Origin of the sequence: Amycolatopsis coloradensis (genome assembly GCF_001953865.1) — a bacterium.
Classification (GTDB): Bacteria; Actinomycetota; Actinomycetes; order Mycobacteriales; family Pseudonocardiaceae; genus Amycolatopsis; species Amycolatopsis coloradensis.
In genome coordinates, this window is the sequence record NZ_MQUQ01000012.1 from 194,990 (window position 1) to 220,592 (window position 25,603).

At 67.9% G+C, this 25,603-nt stretch carries 25 protein-coding genes; 13 read left to right on the top strand and 12 right to left on the bottom strand.

Annotated elements, in window-relative coordinates; translation table 11 throughout:
• Positions 1-9: 9 nt before the first annotated feature.
• Positions 10-1,098, bottom strand: coding sequence for a PA containing protein (locus BS329_RS22130; RefSeq protein ID WP_076163143.1), 1,089 nt, complete (start codon positions 1,096-1,098; stop codon positions 10-12).
• Between the two features lie 210 nt (positions 1,099-1,308).
• On the opposite strand from BS329_RS22130, the gene BS329_RS22135 reads away from it, so the two are divergent.
• Positions 1,309-2,418 (top strand): adenosine deaminase, encoded by a 1,110-nt coding sequence (locus BS329_RS22135; protein WP_076163144.1) that lies wholly within the window; start codon positions 1,309-1,311, stop codon positions 2,416-2,418.
• Positions 2,419-2,473: 55 nt separating this feature from the next.
• On the top strand, positions 2,474-3,682 hold the full coding sequence (locus BS329_RS22140) for an MFS transporter (protein WP_076163145.1): 1,209 nt from the start codon (positions 2,474-2,476) through the stop codon (positions 3,680-3,682).
• Positions 3,683-3,702: 20 nt separating this feature from the next.
• Here the strand turns inward: BS329_RS22140 and BS329_RS22145 are convergent, their stop codons facing one another.
• Positions 3,703-4,956, bottom strand: coding sequence for a primosomal protein (locus tag BS329_RS22145; protein WP_076163146.1), 1,254 nt, complete (start codon positions 4,954-4,956; stop codon positions 3,703-3,705).
• Positions 4,957-5,109: 153 nt separating this feature from the next.
• Here BS329_RS22145 and BS329_RS22150 point away from each other — a divergent pair, with 153 nt between their 5' ends.
• Positions 5,110-7,620 carry a DEAD/DEAH box helicase gene (locus BS329_RS22150; RefSeq protein WP_076163147.1) on the top strand — a complete coding sequence of 837 codons (2,511 nt, stop codon included), beginning with the start codon at positions 5,110-5,112 and terminating at the stop codon, positions 7,618-7,620.
• Positions 7,621-8,092: 472 nt separating this feature from the next.
• Here BS329_RS22150 and BS329_RS22155 read toward each other — a convergent pair whose 3' ends face one another.
• A complete protein-coding gene (locus BS329_RS22155) occupies positions 8,093-8,683 on the bottom strand; it encodes an NADPH-dependent F420 reductase (RefSeq protein WP_076163148.1) in 591 nt (196 codons plus the stop codon).
• A 76-nt stretch (positions 8,684-8,759) separates the two neighbouring features.
• On the opposite strand from BS329_RS22155, the gene BS329_RS22160 reads away from it, so the two are divergent.
• A complete protein-coding gene (locus BS329_RS22160) occupies positions 8,760-9,119 on the top strand; it encodes a winged helix-turn-helix transcriptional regulator (RefSeq protein ID WP_076163149.1) in 360 nt (119 codons plus the stop codon).
• Between the two features lie 53 nt (positions 9,120-9,172).
• Here BS329_RS22160 and BS329_RS22165 read toward each other — a convergent pair whose 3' ends face one another.
• A complete protein-coding gene (locus tag BS329_RS22165; RefSeq protein WP_076163150.1) occupies positions 9,173-10,159 on the bottom strand; it encodes a sugar-binding transcriptional regulator in 987 nt (328 codons plus the stop codon).
• Positions 10,160-10,288: 129 nt separating this feature from the next.
• On the opposite strand from BS329_RS22165, the gene BS329_RS22170 reads away from it, so the two are divergent.
• The 4 genes from BS329_RS22170 to BS329_RS22185 are packed head-to-tail and all read left to right on the top strand — an operon-like array spanning position 10,289 to position 14,373.
• Positions 10,289-11,293 carry a zinc-dependent alcohol dehydrogenase family protein gene (locus BS329_RS22170; protein ID WP_076163151.1) on the top strand — a complete coding sequence of 335 codons (1,005 nt, stop codon included), beginning with the start codon at positions 10,289-10,291 and terminating at the stop codon, positions 11,291-11,293.
• Complete coding sequence (locus tag BS329_RS22175) at positions 11,286-12,626, top strand: ABC transporter substrate-binding protein (protein WP_076163152.1); 1,341 nt, start codon at positions 11,286-11,288, stop codon at positions 12,624-12,626. The genes BS329_RS22170 and BS329_RS22175 overlap by 8 nt, the downstream gene beginning before the upstream one ends.
• Entirely contained in the window at positions 12,626-13,561 is a 936-nt protein-coding gene (locus BS329_RS22180) for a carbohydrate ABC transporter permease (protein ID WP_076163153.1), read from the top strand. The genes BS329_RS22175 and BS329_RS22180 overlap by 1 nt, the downstream gene beginning before the upstream one ends.
• Entirely contained in the window at positions 13,558-14,373 is an 816-nt protein-coding gene (locus BS329_RS22185; RefSeq protein ID WP_076163154.1) for a carbohydrate ABC transporter permease, read from the top strand. The genes BS329_RS22180 and BS329_RS22185 overlap by 4 nt, the downstream gene beginning before the upstream one ends.
• 226 nt (positions 14,374-14,599) lie before the next feature.
• On the opposite strand, the gene BS329_RS22190 is transcribed toward BS329_RS22185, so the two are convergent.
• Both BS329_RS22190 and BS329_RS22195 read right to left on the bottom strand, forming a co-directional pair.
• A complete protein-coding gene (locus BS329_RS22190; protein ID WP_076163155.1) occupies positions 14,600-14,794 on the bottom strand; it encodes a ferredoxin in 195 nt (64 codons plus the stop codon).
• An 8-nt stretch (positions 14,795-14,802) separates the two neighbouring features.
• Positions 14,803-16,017 carry a cytochrome P450 gene (locus BS329_RS22195; protein WP_076163156.1) on the bottom strand — a complete coding sequence of 405 codons (1,215 nt, stop codon included), beginning with the start codon at positions 16,015-16,017 and terminating at the stop codon, positions 14,803-14,805.
• A gap of 214 nt (positions 16,018-16,231) precedes the next feature.
• Between BS329_RS22195 and BS329_RS22200 the strand changes: the two genes are divergently transcribed.
• The gene (locus BS329_RS22200; protein WP_076163157.1) at positions 16,232-16,870 is read left to right on the top strand and encodes a TetR/AcrR family transcriptional regulator; all 639 of its coding nucleotides are present in this window, start codon (positions 16,232-16,234) and stop codon (positions 16,868-16,870) included.
• 118 nt (positions 16,871-16,988) lie between these two features.
• On the opposite strand, the gene BS329_RS22205 is transcribed toward BS329_RS22200, so the two are convergent.
• Genes BS329_RS22205 through BS329_RS22225 form a run of 5 tightly spaced genes read right to left on the bottom strand, consistent with a single transcriptional unit; the run spans position 16,989 to position 22,070 of the window.
• Positions 16,989-17,855 (bottom strand): aldehyde dehydrogenase family protein, encoded by an 867-nt coding sequence (locus BS329_RS22205; RefSeq protein WP_076163158.1) that lies wholly within the window; start codon positions 17,853-17,855, stop codon positions 16,989-16,991.
• The gene (locus BS329_RS22210) at positions 17,848-19,281 is read right to left on the bottom strand and encodes an aldehyde dehydrogenase family protein (protein ID WP_076163159.1); all 1,434 of its coding nucleotides are present in this window, start codon (positions 19,279-19,281) and stop codon (positions 17,848-17,850) included. The genes BS329_RS22205 and BS329_RS22210 overlap by 8 nt, the downstream gene beginning before the upstream one ends.
• 3 nt (positions 19,282-19,284) lie before the next feature.
• Complete coding sequence (gene deoC / locus BS329_RS22215; protein WP_076163160.1) at positions 19,285-20,259, bottom strand: deoxyribose-phosphate aldolase; 975 nt, start codon at positions 20,257-20,259, stop codon at positions 19,285-19,287.
• Positions 20,260-20,278: 19 nt separating this feature from the next.
• A complete protein-coding gene (locus BS329_RS22220; protein ID WP_076163161.1) occupies positions 20,279-21,439 on the bottom strand; it encodes a serine hydrolase domain-containing protein in 1,161 nt (386 codons plus the stop codon).
• Between the two features lie 22 nt (positions 21,440-21,461).
• Complete coding sequence (locus BS329_RS22225; protein WP_076163162.1) at positions 21,462-22,070, bottom strand: DUF1707 SHOCT-like domain-containing protein; 609 nt, start codon at positions 22,068-22,070, stop codon at positions 21,462-21,464.
• 105 nt (positions 22,071-22,175) lie between these two features.
• Here BS329_RS22225 and BS329_RS22230 point away from each other — a divergent pair, with 105 nt between their 5' ends.
• Positions 22,176-22,616 carry a protein-tyrosine phosphatase family protein gene (locus BS329_RS22230; RefSeq protein WP_208619251.1) on the top strand — a complete coding sequence of 147 codons (441 nt, stop codon included), beginning with the start codon at positions 22,176-22,178 and terminating at the stop codon, positions 22,614-22,616.
• A gap of 10 nt (positions 22,617-22,626) precedes the next feature.
• Positions 22,627-23,250, top strand: a complete 624-nt coding sequence (upp, locus tag BS329_RS22235; protein WP_076163163.1) for a uracil phosphoribosyltransferase — start codon at positions 22,627-22,629, stop codon at positions 23,248-23,250.
• Between the two features lie 282 nt (positions 23,251-23,532).
• Here upp and BS329_RS22240 read toward each other — a convergent pair whose 3' ends face one another.
• Complete coding sequence (locus tag BS329_RS22240) at positions 23,533-24,126, bottom strand: TetR/AcrR family transcriptional regulator (protein ID WP_076163164.1); 594 nt, start codon at positions 24,124-24,126, stop codon at positions 23,533-23,535.
• A gap of 84 nt (positions 24,127-24,210) precedes the next feature.
• Between BS329_RS22240 and BS329_RS22245 the strand changes: the two genes are divergently transcribed.
• A complete protein-coding gene (locus BS329_RS22245; protein ID WP_076163165.1) occupies positions 24,211-24,612 on the top strand; it encodes a MerR family transcriptional regulator in 402 nt (133 codons plus the stop codon).
• A complete protein-coding gene (locus BS329_RS22250; protein ID WP_076163166.1) occupies positions 24,609-25,592 on the top strand; it encodes an aldo/keto reductase in 984 nt (327 codons plus the stop codon). Before BS329_RS22245 ends, BS329_RS22250 begins: the two co-directional genes overlap by 4 nt.
• The last annotated feature ends 11 nt before the right edge of the window (positions 25,593-25,603 follow it).

Here is a 25,603-nt window from a genome sequence, read left to right on the forward strand (position 1 = left end):
GGAGAGAACTCAGTCGGTGGTCTCGTCGGTGCCGTCGCCCTTCGCCTTGGCGTCGGCCGCCTTGGGCGCCCGGCCGTTGCGCGAGCTGCGGCGCGGCTGACGCGGGGCGGGCGGCGGCGGGGAGATCTGCTGCACGGCCGGGCCACCACCGAGCATCAGCTCCGCGAAGGTCGCCATCGCCTCGTCCAGCTGACCACCGATGCGCCGCACGGACTCGTCGTTGCTCTTGCGCACCAGCGTGTCCACCGAGTCGGTGTCCGGCTGCTTCGACAGCGTGCTCTCGACCTTCGACAGGCCGCTGCGGATCGAGCCGTCGAGGTCGCCGAGACGTCCGGTGAAGCCGTCCTCGACCTTGTCGAGCCGCTCCGCCAGGCCGTCGAGCCGCGAGGTGACCTTCTCGAGGCGGTCGCCGAGGCCGTCGAGGCGCTCCGAGGCGTCGATCATCTCGCCGGTCTCGGTCAGCGCGGTCTTCAGCGCCTCGGCGTTCGCGGCGAGGCTGTCCTTGGTCGCCTTGTCGAGGTTCTCGACGCGGGTGCGTAGTTCGCGGTCGACGGTGTCGACGCGGTCGCGCAGGACCGACTCGGCCTGCTCGACGCGCTCGCGCACCGGGCCGATCACCGACTGGGGCAGCGAGTCGGTCTTCACGTCCTGCTTGTCCAGGTGCGAGCCGAGCTCGTCGAGACGACGGTGGATGTTCTGGAGCTTGTCCTCGAGCCCGTCCATCCGGCCCGCGACGCCTTCGAACTTCGCGGCCATGCCGTCGAGGCGGCCGTCCAGCTGGGCGAAGGGCTTGGCGAGCTTGTCGACGATGCTTTCGACGGCGCGCGTGAGGGCGGCGATCGCCGTGTCCTGCGCTTCGAGCCGCGACATCGTCTCGTCGAGGCGTTCGGCGAGCACGCTGGTCTCGGTGCGGTCGGGCATCTCCGACAGCCGCTTGCGGACCGCGCCGAGCGAGTCGACCGGGGCGAGACGGGCGTAGATGTCGTCGAGCGCGTCGAAGATCTGCTGCTGTTCGCTCTCACGCACTTCGGCCGCGCGCACCAGCATGTTGCGCATCCGGTCGAAGGACGGGGCTGCAATGTGGTTGTCAGTGGTCACTGCGGTGTCCTTCGTGGGCGGGGAAATGGGAGGGACGTGACGTGAAGCTTATCCATTGCGAAATTGCTGTGCGTATGGCCCCCGGGTATCGGACAATGCCGAGCTCTGCCCCTGATGGCCGATTCAGCCCGTGATCGACAAAGCTGAGGGTTAAGTCCAGCATGAGAGTTACCGCCATGTAGGGGAATGACAGGCTGGTTACCGTTACGTATGTCCTCTGAAAGCACCAGTTCCCGCATCCCGGAGGCGGTACTGACCCGCGCTCCGAAGGTTCTCCTGCACGACCATCTGGACGGCGGCCTGCGTCCCGGCACCGTCGCCGAACTCGCCGACCTGACCGGGTACACGGCCTTGCCCGTCACCGATCCCGTGGAGCTGGGCCGATGGTTCCGCGAAGCCGCCGATTCCGGCTCTCTCGTCTCGTACCTTGAGACGTTCGCGCATACCTGCGGCGTGATGCAGACCGAGGAAGCGCTGGTCAGAGTCGCCGCCGAGGCGGTGGAAGATCTTGCCGCCGACGGAGTCGTCTACGCGGAGGTGCGCTACGCCCCCGAACTCTTCGTCGAACGCGGCCTGTCACTCGATGCGGTGGTCGAGGCCATTCAGGCAGGCTTCGCCGAAGGTGAACGGAGAGTGGCGGACGGAGGGGGCCGGATCCGGGTCGGGACGTTGCTCTGTGCGATGCGCCAGCACGCCCGCGCCCTCGAGATCGCCGGTCTCGCCGTCCGCTACCGCGACGCCGGCGTCGTCGGGTTCGACATCGCCGGACCGGAAGACGGATTTCCGCCTACCAGAAATCTCGACGCATTCGAGTTTCTGCGGACGAACAATGCGCATTTCACCATTCATGCCGGGGAGGCGTTCGGGCTGGCATCGATTTGGGAGGCGATTCAGCATTGCGGCGCGGAGCGGCTCGGCCACGGGGTGCGCATCGTCGACGACATCAAGACCGACAGCGACGGCACGGTCCATTTGGGACGGTTGGCCGCCTATGTCCGCGACCGCCGGATCCCGCTGGAGATCTGCCCCACGTCCAATGTCCAGACCGGAGCGGCGCGTTCGATCGGTGAGCATCCCATCGGCATGCTCGCCCGGCTGCGCTTCCGGGTCACGGTCAACACCGACAACCGCCTGATGAGCGGCTGCACGATGACCAGCGAATTCGCCGCGCTGGCCGAGGCGTTCGGCTTCGGGCTGCCCGATCTCGAGTGGTTCACCATCAATGCGATGAAATCCGCGTTCCTCGATTTCGACCAGCGGCTCGACATCATCAACACGGTCATCAAGCCCGGGTACGCGACCTTGCATTCGTTAGCATAGCCAACTATATTTCACTATATAGGAGAACTTTCCCAAATAGTGAAACGGTGGCGAGATGGCGCAGGTCGTGGACGCGGGGATCGGCGGCAAACGACGCTGGCTCATCCTCGCGCTCGGTCTCGCCGCGCAGACCGCGAGCTGTTCGTTCCTCTACGGGATCCCGTTCCTGGTCCCCTCGATGCAGCGTGCGGAGGGGCTCACGCTCGCCGAAGCGGGAACGGTGGTCGCGGCACCGAGTCTTGGCCTGCTGTTCACCTTGATCCTGTGGGGCGCGGCGGCGGACCGTTACGGAGAGCGTTTGGTAATGGCCATCGGGCTGGGCGTCTCGGGGTTACTCCTCGTGTACGCCGCCGCCGGTGATCACTCGCTCGGGATCCTCTTTGGAGTGTTTCTGCTCGCCGGTGCGAGCACCGCGTCAGTGAACGCCGCGAGCGGCCGGGCCGTCCTCGGCTGGTTCGGCCCGGCCGAACGCGGTTTCGCGATGGGCATCCGCCAGATGGCCCAGCCGCTCGGCGTGGGAGTCGCCGCCTTCGGCCTCCCGCCACTCGCGGACCGCTGGGGATTCCAGGTCTCGCTCATGCTGCCCGCGCTGGCCGCGATCGTCGTCGCGCTGTTCGTCGCCTGGCTCCTTGTCGATCCGCCGCGGCCGGAAGCCGGGGCCACGGCAGGGGAGAAGCCACCGTCGCCGTACCGGCAGCCGGCATTGTGGCGGGTACACGGCGCGAGCGCGCTGCTCGTCGTCCCGCAGTTCACGGTCTCCGCGTTCACGCCGGTCTATCTGGTGACCATGCACCACTGGACGGCCGCGTCGGCGGGCTGGTTCGTCGGCTGCGTCCAGATCCTCGGCGCGCTGGGCAGGCTCGCGTCCGGCTACTGGTCCGACCGCGTCGGCAGCAGGCTGCGGCCGATGCGGCAACTGGCGATTTCGAGTGCCGCGGTGATGCTGCTGGTCGCGCTCGGGGACGCGACCTGGCCGTGGCTGGTGCTGCCGGCGCTCGTGCTGGCCGCGGTGATCACCGTGTCCGACAACGGGCTCGGGTTCACCGCGTCGGCGGAGATGGCCGGGCTCGCGTGGGCGGGGCGGGCGATGGGCACGCAGAACACCGGTCAGAACATCGCCGCCACGCTGACCCCGCCGATGCTGGGCCTGGTGATCGGCGACTCCCGCTACGCGCTGGCCTTCTGCGTCGCCGCGATCTTCCCCGTACTGGCCGTCGCGCTGGTGCCCGTCAGAGCCGAAAAGGGCCCCTCAGGACGAACTTGAGGGGCCCTTTCAGGGGAGGATCACAACACCGTGAGCCGGTTCTCGAAGGTTTCGACGAGCTTGCGCCACTCGGACTGCTCGGCGTCGAACGGAGCACTCGGCTCGAGGCGCGAGGGGTCCGGCCGCAGCACGAACGACACCAGCCAGCCGAGGCTTTCGTTGGCGGCCAGCGCGGTGTCGACGCTGTCGTCCTCGGCCCACTCGGCGGCGTCGGTGATCAGCTCGACGGCCAGTTCCAGCTGGATCGGGTCGATCGACTCGGGGCCTTCGGCGATGTCGTCGGCGATGCCGTTGAGCACGTAGGTGTTCTCGGTGTCGACCTCGATCTCGAGCTCGCCCGCGGTGGCCTTCGTGGTCACCTCGTCCCAAGTGGATACTTGGGCGAGGTCGTTGTCCGCCAGCTCCTTGCCGTCCGCGATCGCGCGGATCAGGGCCTTCTCGGAGGAGAAGACGTCGATCTCGCCTTCGCTGCCGAGGAAGATCGGCTTGTCGTCGAGGTAGCAGCGCAGGGTGTAGTACTCGGCGCCGGAGGTGATGATCTTGATCGGGTCGATGCCGACCTCACCCCAGAAGCCGACGGGCTCGTCGTCCTCTTCTTCGTCATCGTCCGCGTCGACGTCTTCGAGGTCCTCGTCGTGGTCGGCGGCGGCCGCCTCGGCTTCGGCGGATTCCGCGAGGAAGGTCGCGAGCTCTTCCGCCGTCTGCTCCAGCACCTTCTCGTCGACGTCGGGAGCGGTCACGAGACCGTCGATCGCGTCGAGCACGACGTCCCACTTCTCGGAGACGGCCTTCGACAGGTCCGCCCAGAGGCGTTCGCCGTCACGGCCGGAGAAGGGCAGCGTGCCCTGGTCCAGCAGTGAGAAGCTCTCGTGCGCGTCGAGGACCTCGTGCACCTCTTCGAGCTCGCACACGTCCGCGAGCGAACGCACGATGCCGATGATCTCGGCCAGCTCGCCGAGCGTCCACTGGTCCGGCTTCTCGGCGACCAGCTCGGGGACGCCCACCAGGTCGTAGGTGTGGTCGTCGTCCGGGATCAGCTCGGGCACGTTCAGCGCGGGCACGACCTCCCACGCGGGGTGGTCGAGCAGGTCGTGCTGCTCGGAAGTCCGGACGAACGCGGCGAGATGCGCGGCGTCGGGGAAGGCGTACAGGTCCTCCTCGTCGCCGAGGAAGGCTTCCCATTCCTCGCCGTCCTCCCGCCAGCGCGGCGCCCAGAGGGTGACGACGTCACCCTGAGGCAGGCCGAGTTCGATCGGGATGATGTCCTGTGCCATTCCTAAGCCCTCTCGGATTACCGCCTGTGTGCGCGCGGCCGGGCGATGCATGCCCGGTGGGTGCGCGGTACCGCGAAGCCTACGGGTTTCCGGCGAAGGGCGCGATCACCCCTGGGCAAGAAGCGACCAACGGATGGCACGATAGGTCCTCTGATGACACTTACAGACCTCCTGCCTGCGGATCCCGACCCCGACTCGCTGTTCGAAGCCTTCTCCACCTGGACGGCCGAGCGCGGGTTAGCGCTGTACCCCGCGCAGGAGGAGGCCATCATCGAAGTGGTTTCCGGGGCGAACCTGATCCTGTCGACGCCGACGGGGTCCGGGAAGAGCCTGGTCGCGGTCGGGGCGCACTTCACCGCGCTCGCCCACGGCCGCCGCAGCTACTACACGGCACCGATCAAGGCGCTCGTCTCGGAGAAGTTCTTCCAGCTCATCGAGATCTTCGGCGCGGAGAACGTCGGCATGATGACCGGCGATTCGAGCGTCAACGCCGAGGCGCCGATCATCTGCTGCACAGCGGAAATCCTGGCGAACATGGCGTTGCGGTTCGGCGCCGACGCGCCGGTCGGCCAGGTCGTCGCCGACGAGTTCCACTTCTACTCGGAGCCGGATCGCGGCTGGGCCTGGCAGGTGCCGCTGCTGGAACTGCCGAAGGCGCAGTTCGTGCTGATGTCGGCGACGCTGGGCGATGTCTCGTTCTTCGAAAAAGATCTCACCAGGCGCACGGGCCGCCCGACCGCGGTGGTCACCTCGGTCGAGCGGCCGGTGCCGCTCACCTTCCGCTACGCGCTGACGCCGTTGCACGAAACGATGTCCGAGCTGCTCCACGGGGGCCAGTCGCCGGTCTACGTCGTGCACTTCTCGCAGGCGGCGGCGATCGAACGCGCGCAGACGCTGATGAGCATCAACGTCACCACCAAAGCGGAGAAGGAGGCCATCGCCGAGATGCTCGGCGACTTCCGCTTCGCCGCCGGGTTCGGGAAGACCCTCTCGCGGCTGGTCCGGCACGGCATCGGCGTGCACCACGCCGGCATGCTGCCGAAGTACCGGCGCCTGGTCGAACAGCTCGCGCAAGCGGGGCTGCTGAAGGTGATCTGCGGGACCGACACGCTGGGCGTCGGCATCAACGTACCAATCCGCACGGTGGTCTTCTCCGCGCTGACGAAGTACGACGGGGTGCGGCAACGGCATCTCAAGGCGCGCGAGTTCCACCAGATCGCGGGCCGCGCGGGGCGGGCGGGCTACGACACCGACGGCTACGTCGTCGTGCAGGCGCCGGACCACGTGGTCGAAAACGCCAAGGCGCTGGAGAAGGCGGGCGACGATCCCAAGAAGAAAAAGAAGATCGTCCGCAAGAAGGCGCCGGAGGGGTTCGTCAACTGGACGGAGAGCACCTTCGACCGGCTGATCGCCGCCGATCCGGAACCGCTCACGTCGAGCTTCCACGTCAGCCACTCGATGCTGCTGAACGTCGTTTCCCGGCCGGGCAACGCGTTCGACTCGATGCGGCATCTGCTGGAGGACAACCACTCCGACCGTCCCGCCCAGCGGAAACTGATCCTGCGGGCGATCGCGATCTACCGCGCGCTGCTCGCGGCGGGCGTCGTCGAACGGCTCGACGAACCGGACGAGCAGGGCAGGATCGTCCGGCTCACCGTGGACCTCCAGTTCGATTTCGCGTTGAACCAGCCGCTTTCGCCGTTCGCGCTGGCCGCGATCGAACTCCTCGACGTCGATTCGCCGTCGTATCCGCTCGACGTCGTGTCCATTGTGGAATCCACTGTGGACAACCCACGTCCGGTGCTTTCGCAGCAGCAGTTCAAGGCGCGCGGTGAGGCCGTGCAGGCGATGAAGGCCGAAGGCATCGAATACGACGAGCGGATGGAACTGCTCGAGAACGTCACGTATCCGAAGCCGCTGGAGGAACTGCTGGAGGCGGCGTATTCCCGCTACCGGCAAGGGCATCCGTGGGTCGACGACTACGAGCTCAAGCCGAAGTCCGTCGTGCGCGACATGTACGAGCGCGCGATGAACTTCGTGGAGTACATCGGTTTCTACCAGCTCGCCCGGTCGGAGGGGCTGGTGCTGCGGTATCTCACCGACACCTACGACTCTCTCCGGCACACGGTCCCCGACGAGGCCAAGACCGAGGGGCTGCAGGACCTCATCGAATGGCTGGGCGAACTGGTGCGCCAGGTCGACTCCAGTCTGCTGGACGAGTGGGAAGCCTTGCGGCACCCCGAAGAGGAGGGGCCGGTTTCCGCGCGGCCGCCGTCCGAGCCGCCCGCGGTCACGCGGAACGAGCGGGCCTTCCGGGTGCTGGTGCGGAACGAGCTGTTCCGCCGCGTCGAACTCGCTTCCCGGCGTTCCTACGGGACGCTCGGCGAACTGGACGCCGCGTCGGGCTGGGACTCCGACGCGTGGGAGGACGCCATCGAGGACTACTTCGACGAGCACGAAACCCTGGGCATCGGGCCGGACGCGCGCGGGCCCCAGCTGCTGATCATCGAGAAGGAGCCGGAGATCTGGCGACTGCGGCAGATCTTCGACGACCCGGCGGGCGACCACGACTGGGGCATCAGCGCGGAGGTCGACCTGGTGGCTTCGGACGAGGCGGGGGCGGCGGTCATCCGGATCACGGCGGTGGACCGGCTCGGGGGCTGAAGGGAACTTCCCCGCACGTCATGAGGGAAGCGCCCTTCAGCCCCCGACGGCGCTGGACCGACCGCGTGATCAGCACGGTCAGGGAGAGCGCGGGCAGCGGGTAGCCCAGGAGCAGGCCCACGGTGATGTCGACGAGCGGGGCGCCGTCGGCAGCTTCGCCAGCGGCGCGGGCTCGGGTTCGCCCGCCCGCGCCGCCTCGACGGAGTCCGGCAAGCGCCGGACAGCAGGAAGATCCCGGCGTACTGCTGGACGAGGGTGATCGAGAACTTCGCCAGCACCCACCAATGCCGGGTGAAACCCCAGGCCGTCGTCGCGGCGAGCACGCAGCCGGTGAAGGCCGCAGTGCTTCCCCCGTCCAGGCCACCGAAGGGAGGACGTGCAGCCACACGGTCGGCTGCCGCCAGGGTTTCGTCTTCACGCCGCACAGGCTCGTGTGACCGCCCCGCCCGGCACATCGGGGACGGCCTCGAATTCAGGCCGGAAGGGGCGGGAAGCAGGCCTGGGCGTCGTGGCCGTCGAACCACAGCCCGACCGTGAACGCCATCGTCGCCTCCATGAGCGCCGCCCGATCGAGACCGCCCGCGACCAGGGGAACGCACCCGAGGTCGCGGACCAGTTCGCTCACTTCGCCGACCTTGTCACCGCAGATCGGCACCGCCAGCGGACGGCCGCCGAACACCGGCGGAGTCATCCGCCAGACGTCCACGTGGCACAGGTTGAACGCCTTGACCACGTGCGCGCCGACCGCGGCGGCGGCGATCCGCGCCGCCTGATCGGGCACCGTGAGCACGGCGCCGGGGCCGACCGCGTTGGTGCAGTCGATCAAAACCTTCCCGGCGAGATTCCCCGCCATCGCAAGGACTTCCGTCACCGACGCGGCGGGAACGGCGAGCAGGATCACCTCACTCGCGCGGGCGGTTTCCGCCCAGGTCCCCACTCGCGGGGAGATCTCGGCGGCCTTGGCCCGGTCGCGGGCGGCGACCATCACCTCGTGCCCGGCCTTGGCCCACTGGCCCCCGAGTGCTTCCGCCATCCCGCCCGCGCCGAAAATGCCGATACGCATCGTGCTGCTCCCTAAGATCGAGTTACCGCACGACGGTAGAAAACCGCGCGGGCACCAAGTGGTTACCGGAGGTCCCATGAACGACGTCTTCCTCGCCGATTGCCGTGCCCGGCTGGCCTTCGACCTGATGGCCAACACGTGGAACCCGGTCGTCCTGTGGGCGCTGCGGGACGGCGCGCTCCGGCCCTCCGAACTGCGGCGACGGCTCGGCGGGATCAGCACGAAGGTGCTCACGGAGACGGTCCGGCGGCTGGAGTTCAACGGTCTGGTCAGCAGGCGCGACTGCGGCCGCACGGCGAAGGTCGAGTACTCGCTGACCGACCTCGGCGCCGGCCTCCTGGGGCCCATCGAGGCCTTCGGGGAGTGGGCTCATCGACACGGTGACGACGTGATGGAGGCCCAGGACAAGGCGGCCCGATTGCGCGATCTCGCGTGAGTGAACGGCGATCACGCGTGATTAAAGGGCGAACTCGCGTGATTGAACGGCGATCACGTGAGATCGGGCGGGCGGGCCTCGGCCAGTTCGAGGAGCGGGACGGCCGCGGCCGCGTCGGTGATCAACGTCGAGACCATGCCGGAGCGCAGGACGGCGTCGATCGCCTCGGCCTTCGGTTCCGTGTAGCCCAGCGCGATCACCTCGGGGACCGCCGACAGCTCTTCGGCGCTGATGGCCAGCACGTGGTGGGCAAGGCCGGTGGACATCGGGGTCCCGTCGGCGTCGAACAGGCGCGCGGCAACCTCCGCTTTCGCGCCGCGTTTCGCTATCGCGTCCCGTTCCGTTTCGTCGAGTGCGTCGTAGACCGTCGATTCCTCGGGTTTCCACGCGCCGATGCTGACCACCGCCTTGGTCAGGTTCTTGAACTGCCCGAAGGTTTCCGCGATCCCCGGCTGCCGCCGCAGGGTCTCGGTGGTGCGCCGGTCGGGCAGGACGAGCGGGCCGAAGATCGGATATGCCTGTCCGCCGGAGACGGAGGCGACCCGGCTGACCGTCTCCACCGACCGGTCCCGCATGTCCATGCCCGCCTGCACTCCGCACAGTTGCACGACCGGGCATTTCGGCAGCGACTGGATCGCCTCGGTCATCGCGTTCACGGAACGTGCCCATGACAGCCCGAGAACGTCGCCGGGGGTGACGGTTTCGGTCAGGAGCTGAGCCGCGAGCTTACCGATCTTCCGCCGGGCCACCTCGCGGGATTGCGGTTCCGGCGCTCGTTCGAGCACGAGGACCCGGTCCAGCCGGTACGCGGCGCGGATCTCCTCGGACAGCACGAGATCGACCGGCGCCGGCAGGTGGAACTCGACCCGGACGATGCCACTTTCCCTGGCCGTGTCCAGCATCCGGGCCACCTTGAACCGGCTGATCCCGAACTCGTCGGCGATCTCGAGTTTCGAGGCGCCCTGTGCGTAGAACCGCCGGGCCACCGCGGCCAGGCGCAACGACTCCACCAGACCGAGTCCCTGCTTCCTTCCGCTCACCTGAGCACTATAACGCAAAATCAACCCGAAAGGTTGACGTAACACCAAGGAAAAGTTCACCATTCCTGAACATGCTGTCCGAAACATAAGCCCGCCCTGCTCATCTGAGCGGAGAGAAGAGGAGCTGGCATGCGTGCCGCGATCGTGGACAAGCCCGGGGAGATCAGGGTCGGCGAGGTGCCCGATCCCCAACCGGGGGATCGCCAGGTCGTCGTCAAGGTCGGTGCCTGCGGGATCTGCGGGACCGATCTCCACATCGCCGACGGGCACTTCCCGCCGACGCCCTACCCGATCGTCCCCGGCCACGAGTTCGCCGGCGAGATCGTCGAACTCGGCGCCGACGTGCCGGGCGGCTGGCAGGTTGGCGACCGGGTAGCCGTGGACCCGTCGCTCTTCTGCGGTTACTGCAAGCCTTGCCGGTCCGGTCGCGGCAACCTCTGCGAGAACTGGAACGCGACCGGGGACACCGTGAACGGCGCTTTCGCCGAGTACGTCGCCGTTCCGTCCGCGAACTGCCACCGGATGCCGGACACGATGACCTGGGAGCAGGGCGCCCTCGTCGAACCGGTTTCCTGCGCGGTCCACGGCGTGCGCCGGATCGGCGTCGAGGCGGGGGAACGGTTCCTCGTCGTCGGCGCGGGCACGATGGGCCTGATCATGCAGCAGTTGCTGCAACGCGCGGGCGCCCACGTCACGATGATCGACCGCAACACCTCCCGCCTCGGCCGCGCGAAGGACCTCGGCGCGGTCGCGGTCGCGAGTGACGTGAAGGAACTGGACGACGAGAAGTTCGACGCCGCCGCGGACTGCACCGGTGCCGCGCCTGCGATCGAGGCCGCTTTCGACTCGCTTCAGCGCGGAGGCCGCTTGCTGGTCTTCGGCGTCGCTCCCGCCGAAGCACGCGTCGCGCTTTCGCCGTTCCGGATCTACAACGACGAGATCACCGTCGTCGGTTCGATGGCCGTCATGAACAGTTACGGCGCCGCACTCGACCTGGTCGCCGACGGCGCCATCGACACCGGCGCACTGCTCACCGACACGCTGCCGCTGGAGCGGTACCCCGACGCGCTCGCCCTCATGCGCGGTGGCGCCGGCCTGAAGGTGCAGGTCTTACCGGGAGGCGAAAGTGCGTAAACCCCTCGCTCTGCTCGCGGTTCTCCTGCTGACCCTCACCGGTTGCGCCGGTGCGGGCGCGCTCGGGACCGGTGACCGGACGCTCGTGGTCGGGATCGTCGCGAATCCGCAGATGAAGGACGCCATCGAGCTTTCCGGCGAGTTCGAGAAGGCGAATCCCGGCGTCACGCTCAAGTTCGTGTCACTGCCCGAAAACCAGGCACGCGCGAAGATCACCGCGTCGACGGCCACCGAAGGCGGCGAATTCGACGTCGTCATGATCAGCAACTACGAGGCCCCGCAGTGGGCCGCGAACGGCTGGCTCGAAAACCTCGAGCCGCATATCGCGGCGAACCCCTCGTACGACTCGGCGGACTTCATCCCGAGTATCAAGGAATCGTTGTCGTACAACGGATCGATGTACGCGGTGCCGTTCTACGGCGAGTCGTCGTTCCTGGCCTACCGCAAGGACCTGTTCGACCAGGCCGGGATCACCATGCCCGCCAAGCCGACGTGGTCGCAGATCGCCGAGTACGCCGCGAAACTCGACGACAAGTCCAAGGGGCTCGCCGGGATCTGCCTGCGTGGCAAGCCGGGCTGGGGTGAGAGCCTCGCGCCGTTCACCACGGTCGCCAACACCTTCGGCGCCCAGTGGTTCGACAAGGACTGGAACGCCAAGCTGACCAGCCCCGAATTCAAGGCGGCCGCCGAGTTCTACGTGAACCTCGTGCGCGACCACGGCGAGGTCGGCGCGTCGAGCGCGGGCTTCTCCGAATGCGGCACGCGGTACACCCAAGGCCAGGCCGCGATGTGGTACGACGCCACGGTCATGGCGGGGACGAACGAGGACCCGTCGGCGAGCAAGGTGGTCGGGAAGTCCGGCTACGCCCCTGCGCCGGTGGAGAAGACGCAGGCGAGCGGCTGGCTCTACACCTGGGCGCTGGCGATCCCGAAGGTCGTCAAGGACAAGAAAGCCGCCTGGAAGTTCATGTCCTGGATGACCGACAAGGCGTACGTGCAGCGCGTCGCGCAGGAATACAAGGACTGGAACCGGGTCCCGCCGGGCGTCCGGAAGTCGACCTATGACATCCCGCAGTACCGCGAGGCGGCCAAGGCCTACGCGCAGCCGACGCTGGACGGGATCGCGGACGCCAACCAGCGGAAGGCGATGGCGAATCCGGTGCCCTATCCCGGCATCCAGTTCGTCGGCATCCCCGAGTTCCAGGATCTCGGCACGCGCGTGAGCCAGCAGCTTTCGGCGGCGATCGCGGGCCAGATCACCGTGGACGAAGCGTTGAAGCAGTCACAGGAGTACGCGCGGACCGTCGGCAAGTCGTATCAGGAGGTGCGGTGATGGCCACGCTCTCCGCTCCCGCCCGCACCGAGCCCGCCCACGCGAAGAAGGCGGCTCCGAAGCGCGGCACCGATACGCCGTTCAAACGACGGCTCCCGCTGTTGCCCGCGTTGCTGTTCGTCGTGGCGGTGACGCAATTGCCGTTCGTGCTGACGGTGTTCTACTCGTTCCAGTCGTGGAACCTGGTGCGGCCGGGCTCGCGGCATTTCGTCGGACTTCAGAACTACCTCGACGTCTTCGCCGACTCGACGTTCCTCGGCGCGCTGCTGAACACCGTCGTGCTCACGGTCATCTGCGTCTTCTTCTCGCTGCTGCTCGGCCTGGGACTCGCGATCCTGCTGGACCGCAAGTTCCTCGGCCGCGGCGTGGTCCGGACGCTGCTGATCACGCCCTTCCTGATCCTGCCCGCGGCGGGCGCGCTGTTGTGGAAGACGACGATGTTCGACCCGACCTACGGGTTGCTGCACAACGCGATCGGCACCGACGTCGACTGGCTTTCGGAGTTCCCGCTCGCGGCGGTGATGGCCCAGGTCGTCTGGCAGTGGACGCCGTTCATGATGCTGCTGATCCTGGCCGGGTTGCAGAGCCAGCCCAAGGACGTGCTGGAGGCCGCGTCCGTCGACGGTGCCGGCCGCTGGCGGACGTTCACCGCCATCACCCTGCCGCATCTGAGCCGGTTCCTGCAGTTGGCGACGCTGCTGGGCGCCATCTACATCGTGAACAGTTTCGACGCGATCTTCCTGATGACACAAGGAGGTCCGGGTACGGCGAGTACGAACCTGCCGTTCTACATCTACCAGCGGGCGTTCCAAGGTTTCGACATCGGGCAGTCGTCCGCGATGGGCGTGATCGTCGTGATCCTGACGATGATCGTCGCGACTTTCGCGCTGCGACTGATGTTCCGCACGTTCTCGGTCCAGGGAGGCGCCAAATGAAGGGCCGGTTCGGCGCGGGCGCGCTGACGGTCGCGACCTGGGTGATCGCGATCCTGTTCGTGTTCCCGCTGCTGTGGATGATCCTCACGGCCTTCAAACAGGAGGCCGACGCCTACACCGATCCGCCGCGGTTGTTCTTCTCCCCGACCCTCGACCAGTTCGCCGGTGTGCTCGAACGCGGATTTCTGCCGTACCTGTCGAATTCCGCGTTCGTCACCGTCGTCTCGACGCTTTTCGTGCTGCTGCTGGGAATCCCGGCGGCGTACGCGCTGTCGCTGGCGCCGGTGAAGGGGACGAGCAACGCGCTCGGGTTCTTCCTGTCGACGAAGATGCTGCCGATCGTGGCGGCGATCATCCCGCTGTACGTGATCTCGCAGAACACGCGGCTGCTGGACAACGTGTGGGCGCTGATCATCCTGTACACGTCGATGAACCTGCCGCTGGCGATCTGGATGATGCGGTCGTTCTTCCTCGAAGTGCCCCACGAGATGATCGAAGCGGGCCGGATCGACGGCGCGACCCTGCCGGTGCTGCTGCGGAAGATCATCATGCCGGTCGTCGCGCCAGGGGTGGCCGCGACCGCGCTGATCTGCGTGATCTTCTCGTGGACCGAGTTCTTCTACTCGGTCAACCTCACCGCCGCGCGGGCCGGGACCGTGCCGGTGTTCCTGGTCGGGTTCATCACCAGCGAGGGCCTCTACTGGGCGCAGCTGTCCGCGGCCGCGCTGCTCGCGTCGCTGCCGGTGATGATCGTCGGCTGGATCGCGCAGAACCACCTCGTCCGCGGCCTGTCGATGGGCGCGGTCAAGTAGGTCTGGGGCCGGGACCGCGGTCCGCAATTAGTCCTCTACTTGCGTCGCTCCGTGACGGCTCCCGGTCCGTGAAAGCCTCCTTACCTACCCTGAAGGCCTTTACGGACTCCGTGGTGCCCGGTGGCTATGTCGCGAAAGCCACTTTCGAGACATCAGATGTCTCGAAAGTGGCTTTCGCGACACCCGCAAGGGCTGGTGTGCCCTTACGGCGACCACGACCCTCTCCTTACGCGAGTGAGAGTGCCTGACCGGGGCAGATGTGCACGGCCGTGCGTGCGTTCTCTTCCGCCTCGTCCCCTTCAGGCTCCAGGGTCAGCACGATGACCGTCCCGTCGTCCTCGCTCTGATCGAACAGGTCGGGGTCGGTGAGCACGCACTGGCCCGCGCCCACACACCTCCCGGTGTCCGCGATGATCTTCATGGATCCTCCTACCAGGTGACCGGAAGGGCGTGGAGGCCGTAGATCGTCGAATCGTGCTTGAACTGCAGTTCGTCGACCGGAACGGCGATCCGGATGCCCGGAATGCGCTTGAACAGCGTATCGAAAACGATCTGGAGTTCCATCCGCGCGAGGTTCTGGCCGAGGCACTGGTGCACGCCGAACCCGAACGCGACGTGGTGCCGCGCGCCGCGTTCGATGTCGAAGGCGTCGGGGTTCTCGAACCCGTCCGGGTCGTGGTTGCCCGCGTTGCTCAGGCCGACGACGCCTTCTCCCGCGCGGATGAGCGTGCCGCCGATCTCGACGTCCGCCGTGGCGAAGCGTGAGGTCGCCGTCTCGGCGATGGTGAAGACCCTCAGGAGTTCCTCGATCGCGGGGAGGGTCTTGTCCGGGTCCGCCTTGATCTTCGCCAGCTGTTCGGGGTTCTCCAACAGGGTCACCGTGCCGAGCGAAATCATGTTCGCCGTCGTCTCGTGACCGGCGATGAGCAGGAGGAACGCCAGGCTGACGAGTTCGTCGTGGTCGCCTTCGCCCGCTTCCCGCTGCTTCAGGATCTGACGGCCGAGAAGGTCGTCCTCGGTGGCGTTCGCTTCTTTCCTGGTGACGAGTTCGTCGAGATAGTTTTCGAGTTGCTCGAACGCCGCCTGCCGGTCTTCCGGGCTGACCTCCCGGCTGAGCATCTTGGAACTGCGGGCCTGGAAGAACTCGTGGTCCGAATAGGGGACACCGAGCAGTTCGCAGATGACCAGCGACGGAACCGGAAGCGAAAGCGCCTGGACCAGGTCGGCGGGTTTGGGGCCCGCGAGCAGGGCGTCGAGGTGCTCGTCGACGATCTGCTGGATTCGCGGCTGCAGTGCCTTCATCCGCTTGACCGTGAATTCTCCGACGACGTCACGCCGGGCCCGGCTGTGCTCCGGCGGGTCCATCGAGATGAGGGACGGGCGGAACGGCTTGTCCTCGCGCCGGATCTGGCGCGCGACCATCATCGGGAACGCCGGATCGAGCCGGTCGGAACTGAAGTGCGGACTGCTCAGCATTTCGCGGATGTCTTCGAGCCGGGTGAGCGCCCACGCCGTTTGGCCTGACGGCAGACCGACCCGGGAAACCGGGTTTTCCGAGCGAAGCGCCTCGTATTCCGGAGGCGGCGAAAACGGGCATTTACGTACCAGCGGCAAAGTGGCGGTGGTTTCCTCGACGTCAGTCAACGATGTCCTTCCCCAGGATGTCGGGTGGGTTCGGGCGATATCGGACAGGGGCCCCAAAACGTATGCGGATGGTTTCATTCCGCTTATGTCATCCAAGGTACTCAAGCGGAGGCAGGTCGTCCACTCGCGAAGGGGTGGTTCTCCGGGAAGCGTGAAGGGAACGCGCGTACGTGCGAGAATCACGGCGCCGAAGCACCCTTGAGAGGCGAGGATCATGACAGCCGACCCCGAGACCCGCTTGCGTGCCGACGCGCGCCGGAACCGGGATCAGATCCTGGCCGCCGCGAGAGTCATCTTCGCCGCTCAGGGGCCCGAGGTCCCGATGGAGGAAATCGCGCGCTCGGCGGGCGTCGGCGTCGGCACCCTTTACCGCCGATTCCCGGACCGGGACGCGTTGATCCGGGCGGTCGCCGTCGACAACTTCGACAGGGTTCTCAGGGACGCGAAGGCCGCGAAGGACCAGGAGTCGTCGGACTGGGACGCCTTGATCCGACTCCTGCACCAGTCGATGGAGCTCCAGCTGAGCATTCAACTCGCGATGGTGTCGCCTCGTGCGCTGGTGATCCTCACGAGTGATCCCGCGATCAAGGCGCTGCGTGACGAGCTGCTGCTGGTGATGGAGGCTTTCGTCCGGGGAGCGCAGGCCGAGGGGCGGCTCCGGGCGGACGTCGCGACCGGCGATGTGGCGATCCTGTTCGCGACCGTGCTGCGGCAGATGCCGGGCAAGGGCGAGGAGGTCGCGCGGATGGCGACCCGGCGGTGCATCGGGATCATGATCGACGGCCTGCGGGCCGCGGACTCGAACGAGCCGCTTCCGGGCCGGGTCCTGACCGCCGCCGACCTGAACCCGTAAGCCCAAACCGCAACTAGAGGACTACTTGCGCCCGGGCCCGGGCTCGGATCGCGTTTAGCGGGCTAAACGCGATCCGGCCGCCGCACGCAACTAGAGGACTAATTGCGGCGAGGAGGGGTCAGACACCCAGCGGGTGCCAGACGGTCTTCGCCTCCAGGTACCGCCGCAGCCGAGCGATGTCGGCATCGTCGGTCCAGTCCGGCTCGGCGTCCGGCACGGTCAGGACGCGCTTTACGGTGCCTGCGGCGTCACGCGCCAGGTCGGCACGGGCCGAGGGCTCCGCGCCGGTCGGGTCGAGGGCGTTGACGTCCGCGTGCGACGCCAGCCACGAGCCCAGTTCCGACGCGCGCCCGGTCAGGATGTTCGCCACGCCGCCAGGCAGGTCGGACGTCGCGAGGACCTCCGACAGGGTGATCGCGGGCAGCGGCCGCTCCGCGCTGGAGACCACCACCGCGGTCGAGCCCGTCGCCAGTACCGGGGCCAGCACGCTCACCAGGCCCAGCAGCGACGACTGCTGCGGCGCGAGCACGCCGACGACACCGGTCGGTTCGGGGACGGTGAAGGAGAAGTACGGGCCCGCCACCGGGTTGGCCGCGCCGAGCACGGTCGCGATCTTGTCCGTCCAGCCCGCGTACCAGACCCAGCGGTCGATCGAAGCGTCCACAAGGGACTGTGCCTTCTTCGCCGCGATGCCTTCGGAAGCCGAAACCTCCGCGACGAACTGCTCGCGACGGCCTTCCAGCATCTCCGCCACCCGGTACAGCACCTGGCCGCGGTTGTACGCGGTCGCCGCCGACCAGCCGCCGAAAGCCTTGCGGGCGGCGGAAACCGCGTCGCGGACGTCCTTGCGGGACGCGTGCGAGGCGTTCGCCAGGAACTTGCCCTTGCTGTCGGTGACCGGGTACACCCGGCCCGATTCCGAACGCGGGAACTTGCCGCCGATGTAGAGCTTGTAGGTCTTCGCCACCGAAATACGGTCAGACATCGAGGTAGGCCTCCAGTCCGGTGCGTCCGCCTTCGCGGCCGAAACCCGACTCCTGGTAGCCGCCGAACGGCGCGGCGGGATCGAAGCGGTTGAACGTGTTGGCCCAGACGACACCGGCGCGGAGCTGGTTCGCCATCCACAGGATGCGCGAGCCCTTCTCGGTCCAGACACCGGCGGAGAGCCCGTACGGCGTGTTGTTCGCCTTGGTCACGGCCTCGTCCGGCGTGCGGAACGTCAGCACCGAAAGCACCGGCCCGAAGATCTCCTCGCGGGCGATGCGCATCGACTGCTGCACGTCGGAGAACACCGTGGGGGCGAAGAAAAAACCACGTTCCGGCACCGGGCACGGGCTGGTCCAGCGCTCCGCGCCTTCCGCGTCGCCGGATTCCACCAGGCCCTTGATCTTCGCGAGCTGCTCGGCGGAGTTGATCGCGCCGATGTCGGTGTTCTTGTCCAGGGGGTCGCCCAGCCGCAGGGTGGAGACGCGGTAGCGAAGCTTCTCGAGCACTTCTTCGGCGATCGATTCCTGCACCAGCAGACGCGAACCCGCGCAGCAGACGTGACCCTGGTTGAAGAAGATCCCGTTGACGATCCCCTCGACGGCCTGGTCCAGCGCGGCGTCGTCGAAGACGATGTTCGCGGCCTTGCCGCCCAGTTCCAGCGTGAGCTTCTTCGCCGTGCCCGCGACCTGACGCTGGATGGCCTTGCCGACGTCGGTCGATCCGGTGAAGGCGACCTTGTTGACGTCGTCGTGGCCGACGAGCGCCGCGCCGATGTCACCGGCGCCGGGCAGGATGTTGACCACCCCTGGCGGGAGTTCGGCCTGCTGGCAGATCTCCGCGAACACGAGTGCGGTCAGCGGCGTGGTCTCCGCCGGTTTGAGCACCACGGTGTTGCCGGTGGCCAGCGCGGGCGCGATCTTCCACGCCAGCATCAGCAGCGGGAAGTTCCACGGGATGACCTGGCCCGCGACGCCGAGCGGCTTCGGGTTCGGGCCGTAGCCCGCGTAGTCGAGCTTGTCGGCCCAGCCCGCGTGGTAGAAGAAATGCGCGGCGGCCGTCGGCACGTCGGAGTCGCGCGATTCCTTGATCGGCTTGCCGTTGTCGAGGCTTTCCAGCACGGCCAGCTCCCGCGACCGTTCCTGGATCAGGCGTGCGATGCGGAACAGGTACTTGGCGCGTTCCGAGCCCGGCATCTTAAACCAGACACCGTTGTACGCCTTGCGTGCGGCCTTCACCGCGGTGTCCACATCGGACACCGACGCGGTGCCGACCTCGGCGAGCACTTCTTCGGTGGCCGGGTTGATCGTCTTGAGCGGCTCGCCGGAGCCGTCGACGAATTCGCCGTTGACGAACGGCCGGTAGTGCGGTTTGAGGTTCGCGAGGTCGCGCGATTCGGGCGCGGGCGCGTACTCGAAGATGCCCATGGGTCAGTCCACCGTCACGTAGTCGGGACCGCTGTAGTGGCCGTCGGCCTGGGTGCGGCGCTGGAGCAGGAGGTCGTTGAGCAGGCTGGACGCCCCGAACCGGAACAGATCCGGCGTCAGCCACTGCTCGCCGGCGACCTCGTGCACCGCGACCAGGTACTTGATCGCGTCCTTGGTCGTCCGGATACCACCGGCGGGTTTGACGCCGCGCAGGTCACCGGTCTGGACGAACCAGTCGCGGACGGCCTGCAGCATCACGTGGGTGACCGGCAGCGTCGCGGCGGGCGACACCTTGCCGGTGGAGGTCTTGATGAAGTCGCCGCCCGCCAGCAGCGCGAGCCAGGACGCGCGGCGCACGTTGTCGTAGGTGGCCAGCTCACCGGTTTCGAGGATGACCTTGAGGTGAGCGCTGCCACAGGCGGCCTTGATCGCCTGGATCTCCTCGAAGACCGCCATGTAGCGGCCCTCCAGGAAGGCGCCCCGGTCGATCACCATGTCGATCTCGGCGGCGCCGGCGTCGACGGCGATCTTGGTGTCGGCCAGCTTGATTTCACGGCTCGTGCGACCGGCCGGGAAGCCGGTGGCCACACTCGCGACGTGGATGCCGGTGCCGCGCAGCGCCTCGACAGCCGTCTTGACCATGTCCGGGTACACGCAGACGGCCGCCACCTGAGGGGTGTCCGGGCGATCCGGGTCCGGCCGCTTGGCCTTCGCGGCGAGCGCGCGGACCTTGCCCTGGGTGTCGGCGCCTTCGAGGGTCGTCAGGTCGACCATCGAGATGGCGGTGTCGATCGCCCAGAGCTTGGCGGCCTTCTTGATACTGCGCGTGCCGAGGCCCGCGGCCCGCTGCTCGACGCCGACCTGGTCGACACCAGGCAGCCCGTGCAGGAACCGGCGCAGGCTCGCCTCGTCGCGAGTCGCGTCCGTCAGCGGCGCCGGGGTGGCCGGCACCGCTGACGAGCTGGTCGTAGCTGTCATACCGGTGAGTGTAGGCGGCCTACAGGCTGGGCACCGGGGCCTGGGCGGCGGCGTTGACCGGGATCACCGGCGAGCAGAACTCGCTGATCATCGGCAGCTGGCGCTTCAGCTTGGCGTCCGGTGACGCGGTGAGGTCAACGGTGGCCAGCGTCGAGATGTTCTTGCCCGCGTCGTCACGGAAGCTGAGGGTGTTGAAGCCGGGCAGGTCACCGCCGTGGCCCCAGATGGTGATGTCCTCCGCGCAGATGCCCGCACTCTTGAGGTTCAGCTTCATCAGGCCGAGGCCGTACTCCATCCCGTCCGCCGGGACCGTCTTCTTCATCTGCGCGAGCAGGTCCGCGGGGAGCAGGCGGCCACCGAGCAGCGCCTCGAAGAAGCGGTTGAGGTCGGCACCCGAGGACACCACGCCGCCCGCGCCGAAGTAGCGCGAGTAGTTGTAGGTGGTGACGTCGGTGAGGCCGCGCGGGGCGTCGTACAGCTGCTCGTAGCCGCGGGCGGCCGGGCCGATCAGGAACGGGAAGTCGCGGGGGAGCGAGGTGTCGCGCAGGTGCAGCGGCCCGGTGATGCGCTCGGCCAGCACCCGTTCGAGGGGCTTCCGGGTGGTCTTCTCGACCAGCAGGCCGAGGACGTTGTAGCCGGTGTTGGAGTACGCCCAGCTCGTCCCGGGCTTGAACTGCAGCGGTTGCTTCGTGCTCAGACGGATCTGGTCGTCGCTGTCGAAGTGCTCGAACCGCTCGGTGTCGACCTCCGGCCCTGTCACCGTCGCCCAGGAGTCCTCGGGGAGCAGGTCGCGGGGGAGGCCGCTGGTGTGTTGCAGCAGCTGGCGGACGGTGATCGGTTCCGGGTACGGCAGCAGGCCGGGCAGGTAGCGCTGGACGGGCTCGTCGAGTCCGACGTGCTTCTCGCCCGCGAGTTGCAGGACCAAGGTCGCGACGAAGACCTTGGACACGCTCCCAACGCGCCAGCGTCCCGACGCGTCGGGTTTGCCGGGCCGCTCGATGCTCGCGACGCCGCTGACACCGCGGAAGTCATCGGCCACCGCGACCATTCCCGGGATGCCCGCGGCGACCGCCACGTCCATCGCGGTCTGGCGCGGATCGGTCTTCCCGGCGGCCGCCGCAGGAAGGGCGGTGACGGAAAGCAGTGCGGCACAAGCGATCGCGACGAAACTTCGGCGCATCAGACGGTCCCCCCGGTTCGGTTCAGCCTTCTAGCTCAGGTACATCCTTCTTACGTGGCTTCCGCTTCACGACGACGGCGCCCCAGAACGCCAACCCGGTGATCTTGACCGTCGGCGCGGTCGGTGGCGCGGCGGGAGTCCCGGCGCGGTCCTCCAGCTCGAACGCCCCCATGAAGCCGATTCCGGTGACGTCCACGTTGATGTCGTCGGGCACGATGATGTCGATCCCGCCCATGATCGCGACCGCGGTGATCGTCGTGTTCTTCTCGGCGAAGCGCGCGTGCCGCAGGTCGATGTCGGTGCCGCCCCAGAACGCGAAACTGTTGTGCTGCGGCGGGACGACCCAGCTGCCCTTGCGGGACGCGCCGGACATGACGGCGATCGAGGCGCCGGAGCCCGGATGCCCGCCGATGCGGTCGTCGGGCAGGCCGAGCGCGCGCGACGTCGCGGGCTGGATCGCCGAACTGGTCCGCGGCAGGTCCGCGGTGACCGGTTCGAGATCGCCGACGGTCTTGGCCGCGTAGACGACGGTGAGCCGTTCTTCCAGCTCGTTGATGGTGATGCGGCCCTCGGACATCGCCGCGTGCAGCACCTGCGCGACCTGTTCGCGGTCGGCGTCGGAGATGCGCATCTGTTCGGGTCCCGGCAGGGCAGGCTCTTCGCTCACGTGCGGGAGCCTAGCGCTGCGGAGAGGGCTGAGCGTCCATCTTCCGGCCGACAGTGGGATCCTGCCGTGATGGGGAACTCACTACCTGGCGCGATCGCGCTGCCGGACGGCGTCGAGATTCGAGGACGAGGCCTGGGGCGTCCCTGGCCAGAGGGGCCTGCGCCGGATTTCGGGCTGTATCTGGGTGGCGCGAAGCTGCGCCGGAAGCACGACCACAGGCTGGACTGGGAGCACGAGTGGATCCGCTGGCCCGACTTCCTGCTGCCGACCGACTGGGCGGGGGCGCGGCGGCAGATCGTCGCCCTGCACGGGCGGGCCGCGGCGGGAGAGGACGTCGAGGTGGCCTGTCACGGCGGGGTCGGGCGGACCGGCACGGTGCTGTCCTGTCTGGCGACGCTTTCCGGGCTGACCGCCGACGAAGCCGTGGCGTGGGCGCGGGCGAACCATCACCAGCGTTCGGTGGAGACGCCCTGGCAGCGCCGCTGGGTCGGCTGGTTCGCGCGGCAGTAAATTGACCCGCATGGATGTGCACGTCGTTGATCACCCACTGGCCAAGGCCAGGCTCTCCACCATGCGTGACGCGCGCACCGACAGCGCCGCCTTCCGGGCGGCGCTGCACGAACTGACCGTCATGCTGGTCTACGAAGCCACCCGGGACTTGCCCGTGCGCATCGACCGGATCCACACGCCGGTGGCGCGCACCGACGGCTACACGCTGGCGAGCCCGCCGCTGCTCGTGCCGGTGCTGCGGGCCGGGCTGGGGATGGCGGACCAGGCGCACAAGCTGATCCCCGACGCCCAGATGGGCTTCGTCGGGCTCGCCCGCGACGAGGAGACGCTCAAACCGACGCCGTACCTGGAGTCGCTGCCCGAATCGCTCGCCGACCGGCCGGTGCTGGTGCTCGACCCGATGCTGGCGACCGGCGGCTCGATGGAGTACACGATCCGGCTGCTCACCGACCGGGGCGCCACCGACGTCACCGCGATCTGCGCGCTGGCGGCGCCCGAGGGGATCGAGCACCTCGGGAAGACCGGGCTGCCGGTGCGGGTGGTGACCGCGAGCATCGACGAGCGGCTCAACGACTCCGGGTTCATCGTGCCCGGTCTCGGGGACGCGGGTGACCGGCAATACGGCGCCGTCTGACGTCACCCCGGATCGCGGTCAGCCCGCTAAACGCGATCCGGCGGACGGGGGCCTTCGCGGAGCTAGGCGCAAGGATGGCGGTCTTCATGTACTTGCGCTGGGGCGCGGCCAGCGCGTCGCGTTTAGCGGGCTAAACGCGATCCGCGCTCGACGGCCGAGGTCGGGAGGTCGTGTAGGCCTCCTTCTTATCCTGAAGGTAGGCAAGGAGGCCTTCATGACCCGGCGGAGTCGCGCCGCCCACCGCCCCGAGGCGTCGCGTTTAGCCCGCTAAACGCGATCCGGTCACCGGCGCAGCCAGCCCGAGGCGTTCGCCCGCAGCGCCGTTTCGTAAGCGGGGCTCACGGTGTACGCGTCCGGCAGGTTCCCGTTCAGCTCCAGCGACACGAGGCCGTGCACGGTGCCCCAGCAGCTCACGACGATGACCTCGGGCGGCGCGCCGACGAAGACGCCGTCGGCGACCGCCTTGCGGATCGTCTCCTCCAGCGGCGCCATCGTGGCGCGAGCCTGCTCGGACATCTCCTCGGCAGGCTCGAAACCCGGTACCGACTTCGTGAACATGATCGCGTAGAGGTGCGGGTCGGCCAGCGCGCTTTCCCGGTACGCGACGCCGAGACGCACGAGGTCCTCGACGGGGTCGCCGCTCAGCGTCACACCGGACATCCGGAGACCGAAGCGGCGGAAGCCCTCGGCGAAGAGGGCGCTGACCAGATCCGTCTTCCCGCCGAAGAGTGAATAGACCGCGGTGGTGGACGTGCCGACGTCGGCGGCCAGTTTGCGGAGGCTGAGGGCCTTCGGGCCGTCGGCCGAGATGAGCTCACCGGCGCGGTCCAGCAGCTTCAGCCGGAGGTTCTCGTCGTGCGTCCTGGGGCGGGGCATGCGCCGAGCGTATCGCAACGCTGTTATCAATCACTCGGATTCGGAGTTGACCTGGAGCGCACTCCAGGTCGTACTGTCGTTCACATGAGCTACTCGATAGCGGAAGCCGCGCGACGTAGCGGGTTGTCCATCGACACCCTCAGGTACTACGAGCGCATCAAACTCGTCGAACCCCCGGCGCGGGACGCCGCGGGACGCCGCGCCTACACCGACGAGGACCTCGGGTGGCTGGGGTTCCTGACCAAGCTGCGCCTGACCGGCATGCCCATCAAGCGTATGCGGGAGTACGCGTCGCTGCGCCACCACGGAGCGGCGAGCGCGGGACGGCGCAAGTCGATCCTCGTCGACCAGCGCACCTCGGTCGCCGACCGGATCGCCGAGCTGCAGGCCTGCCTCGACATCCTCGACTACAAGATCGACCACTACGACCAGGTGGAACGCAAGGTGCTCGGCACCGGAGCCACCATGGAGGGAATTTCAGCGTGATCAGCACCAGGAAGCTCGGCGCTCTGGAAGTCGGGGCGCAGGGGCTCGGCTGCATGGGGATGAGCCAGGCCTACGGCGTCCGCGACGACGACGCGGAGTCGATCGCCACCATCCACCGCGCCCTCGAACTGGGCGTGACCCTGCTCGACACGTCCAACGTGTACGCCGATGGTGAGAACGAGGAACTGGTCGGCCAGGCAATCGCGGGCAAGCGGGACCAGGTCGTGCTGGCGACCAAGTTCGGCATCATCTGGACCGAGGACGGCGGGATGGCCGCTCGTGGGGACGCGGCCTACGTCAAGAAGTGCTGCGAAGAGTCGTTGCGACGGCTGAACGTCGACCACATCGACCTCTTCTACCAGCACCGGGTCGACCCGGACACGCCGGTCGAGGAGACCTGGGGCGCGCTCTCGGAGCTGGTGGACGAGGGGAAGATCCGGTTCGCCGGGATCTCCGAGGCCAGTGCCGAGACGATCCGCCGCGCGCACGCCGTCCTCCCGGTGACGGCGCTGCAGAGCGAGTGGTCGCTGTGGACCCGCGGCATCGAGGGCGAGATCCTCTCGACCGTTCGTGAGCTGGGGATCGGCGTCGTGCCGTTCTCGCCGCTGGGCCGTGGTTTCCTCACCGGCAGCGTGACGTCGGTGAAGGACCTGCCCGCGGACGACATGCGCCACGGGCTGCCGCGGTTCGCCGAGGGCAATTTCGAGCGCAACATGGCGATCGTCGAGGCGCTGCGCGCGTTGGCGGCGGACAAGGGCGTCACCGCCGGTCAGCTGGCGCTCGCGTGGGTCCAGGCCCAGGGCGAGGACGTCGTGCCGATCCCGGGCACCAAACGCCGCAAGTACCTCGAAGAGAACGCCGCCGCGGCGGACCTGGAACTGTCCGAAGTGGACATCGAGGCCATCGAAAAGGCCGCGCCCGCCGAGGCGATCGCCGGTGAACGTTACCCGGAGCGGCTCGCCCGCGCCGCCGGTAAGTAAAACCCAGAGAA

Excerpts from the sequence above, each read along its gene's own strand:
- BS329_RS22205 (WP_076163158.1), bottom strand. The coding sequence starts at position 17,855 with ATGTCTGACCGTATTTCGGTGGCGAAGACCTACAAGCTCTACATCGGC.
- BS329_RS22170 (WP_076163151.1), top strand. The coding sequence starts at position 10,289 with ATGCGTGCCGCGATCGTGGACAAGCCCGGGGAGATCAGGGTCGGCGAG.
- BS329_RS22225 (WP_076163162.1), bottom strand. The coding sequence starts at position 22,070 with ATGCGCATCTCCGACGCCGACCGCGAACAGGTCGCGCAGGTGCTGCAC.
- BS329_RS22160 (WP_076163149.1), top strand. The coding sequence starts at position 8,760 with ATGAACGACGTCTTCCTCGCCGATTGCCGTGCCCGGCTGGCCTTCGAC.
- BS329_RS22140 (WP_076163145.1), top strand. The coding sequence starts at position 2,474 with ATGGCGCAGGTCGTGGACGCGGGGATCGGCGGCAAACGACGCTGGCTC.
- BS329_RS22230 (WP_208619251.1), top strand. The coding sequence starts at position 22,176 with ATGGGGAACTCACTACCTGGCGCGATCGCGCTGCCGGACGGCGTCGAG.
- BS329_RS22200 (WP_076163157.1), top strand. The coding sequence starts at position 16,232 with ATGACAGCCGACCCCGAGACCCGCTTGCGTGCCGACGCGCGCCGGAAC.
- deoC (WP_076163160.1), bottom strand. The coding sequence starts at position 20,259 with ATGACAGCTACGACCAGCTCGTCAGCGGTGCCGGCCACCCCGGCGCCG.
- BS329_RS22185 (WP_076163154.1), top strand. The coding sequence starts at position 13,558 with ATGAAGGGCCGGTTCGGCGCGGGCGCGCTGACGGTCGCGACCTGGGTG.
- BS329_RS22245 (WP_076163165.1), top strand. The coding sequence starts at position 24,211 with ATGAGCTACTCGATAGCGGAAGCCGCGCGACGTAGCGGGTTGTCCATC.
- BS329_RS22150 (WP_076163147.1), top strand. The coding sequence starts at position 5,110 with ATGACACTTACAGACCTCCTGCCTGCGGATCCCGACCCCGACTCGCTG.
- BS329_RS22240 (WP_076163164.1), bottom strand. The coding sequence starts at position 24,126 with ATGCCCCGCCCCAGGACGCACGACGAGAACCTCCGGCTGAAGCTGCTG.
- BS329_RS22155 (WP_076163148.1), bottom strand. The coding sequence starts at position 8,683 with ATGCGTATCGGCATTTTCGGCGCGGGCGGGATGGCGGAAGCACTCGGG.
- BS329_RS22190 (WP_076163155.1), bottom strand. The coding sequence starts at position 14,794 with ATGAAGATCATCGCGGACACCGGGAGGTGTGTGGGCGCGGGCCAGTGC.
- BS329_RS22180 (WP_076163153.1), top strand. The coding sequence starts at position 12,626 with ATGGCCACGCTCTCCGCTCCCGCCCGCACCGAGCCCGCCCACGCGAAG.
- BS329_RS22210 (WP_076163159.1), bottom strand. The coding sequence starts at position 19,281 with ATGGGCATCTTCGAGTACGCGCCCGCGCCCGAATCGCGCGACCTCGCG.
- BS329_RS22135 (WP_076163144.1), top strand. The coding sequence starts at position 1,309 with ATGTCCTCTGAAAGCACCAGTTCCCGCATCCCGGAGGCGGTACTGACC.
- BS329_RS22220 (WP_076163161.1), bottom strand. The coding sequence starts at position 21,439 with ATGCGCCGAAGTTTCGTCGCGATCGCTTGTGCCGCACTGCTTTCCGTC.
- upp (WP_076163163.1), top strand. The coding sequence starts at position 22,627 with ATGGATGTGCACGTCGTTGATCACCCACTGGCCAAGGCCAGGCTCTCC.
- BS329_RS22145 (WP_076163146.1), bottom strand. The coding sequence starts at position 4,956 with ATGGCACAGGACATCATCCCGATCGAACTCGGCCTGCCTCAGGGTGAC.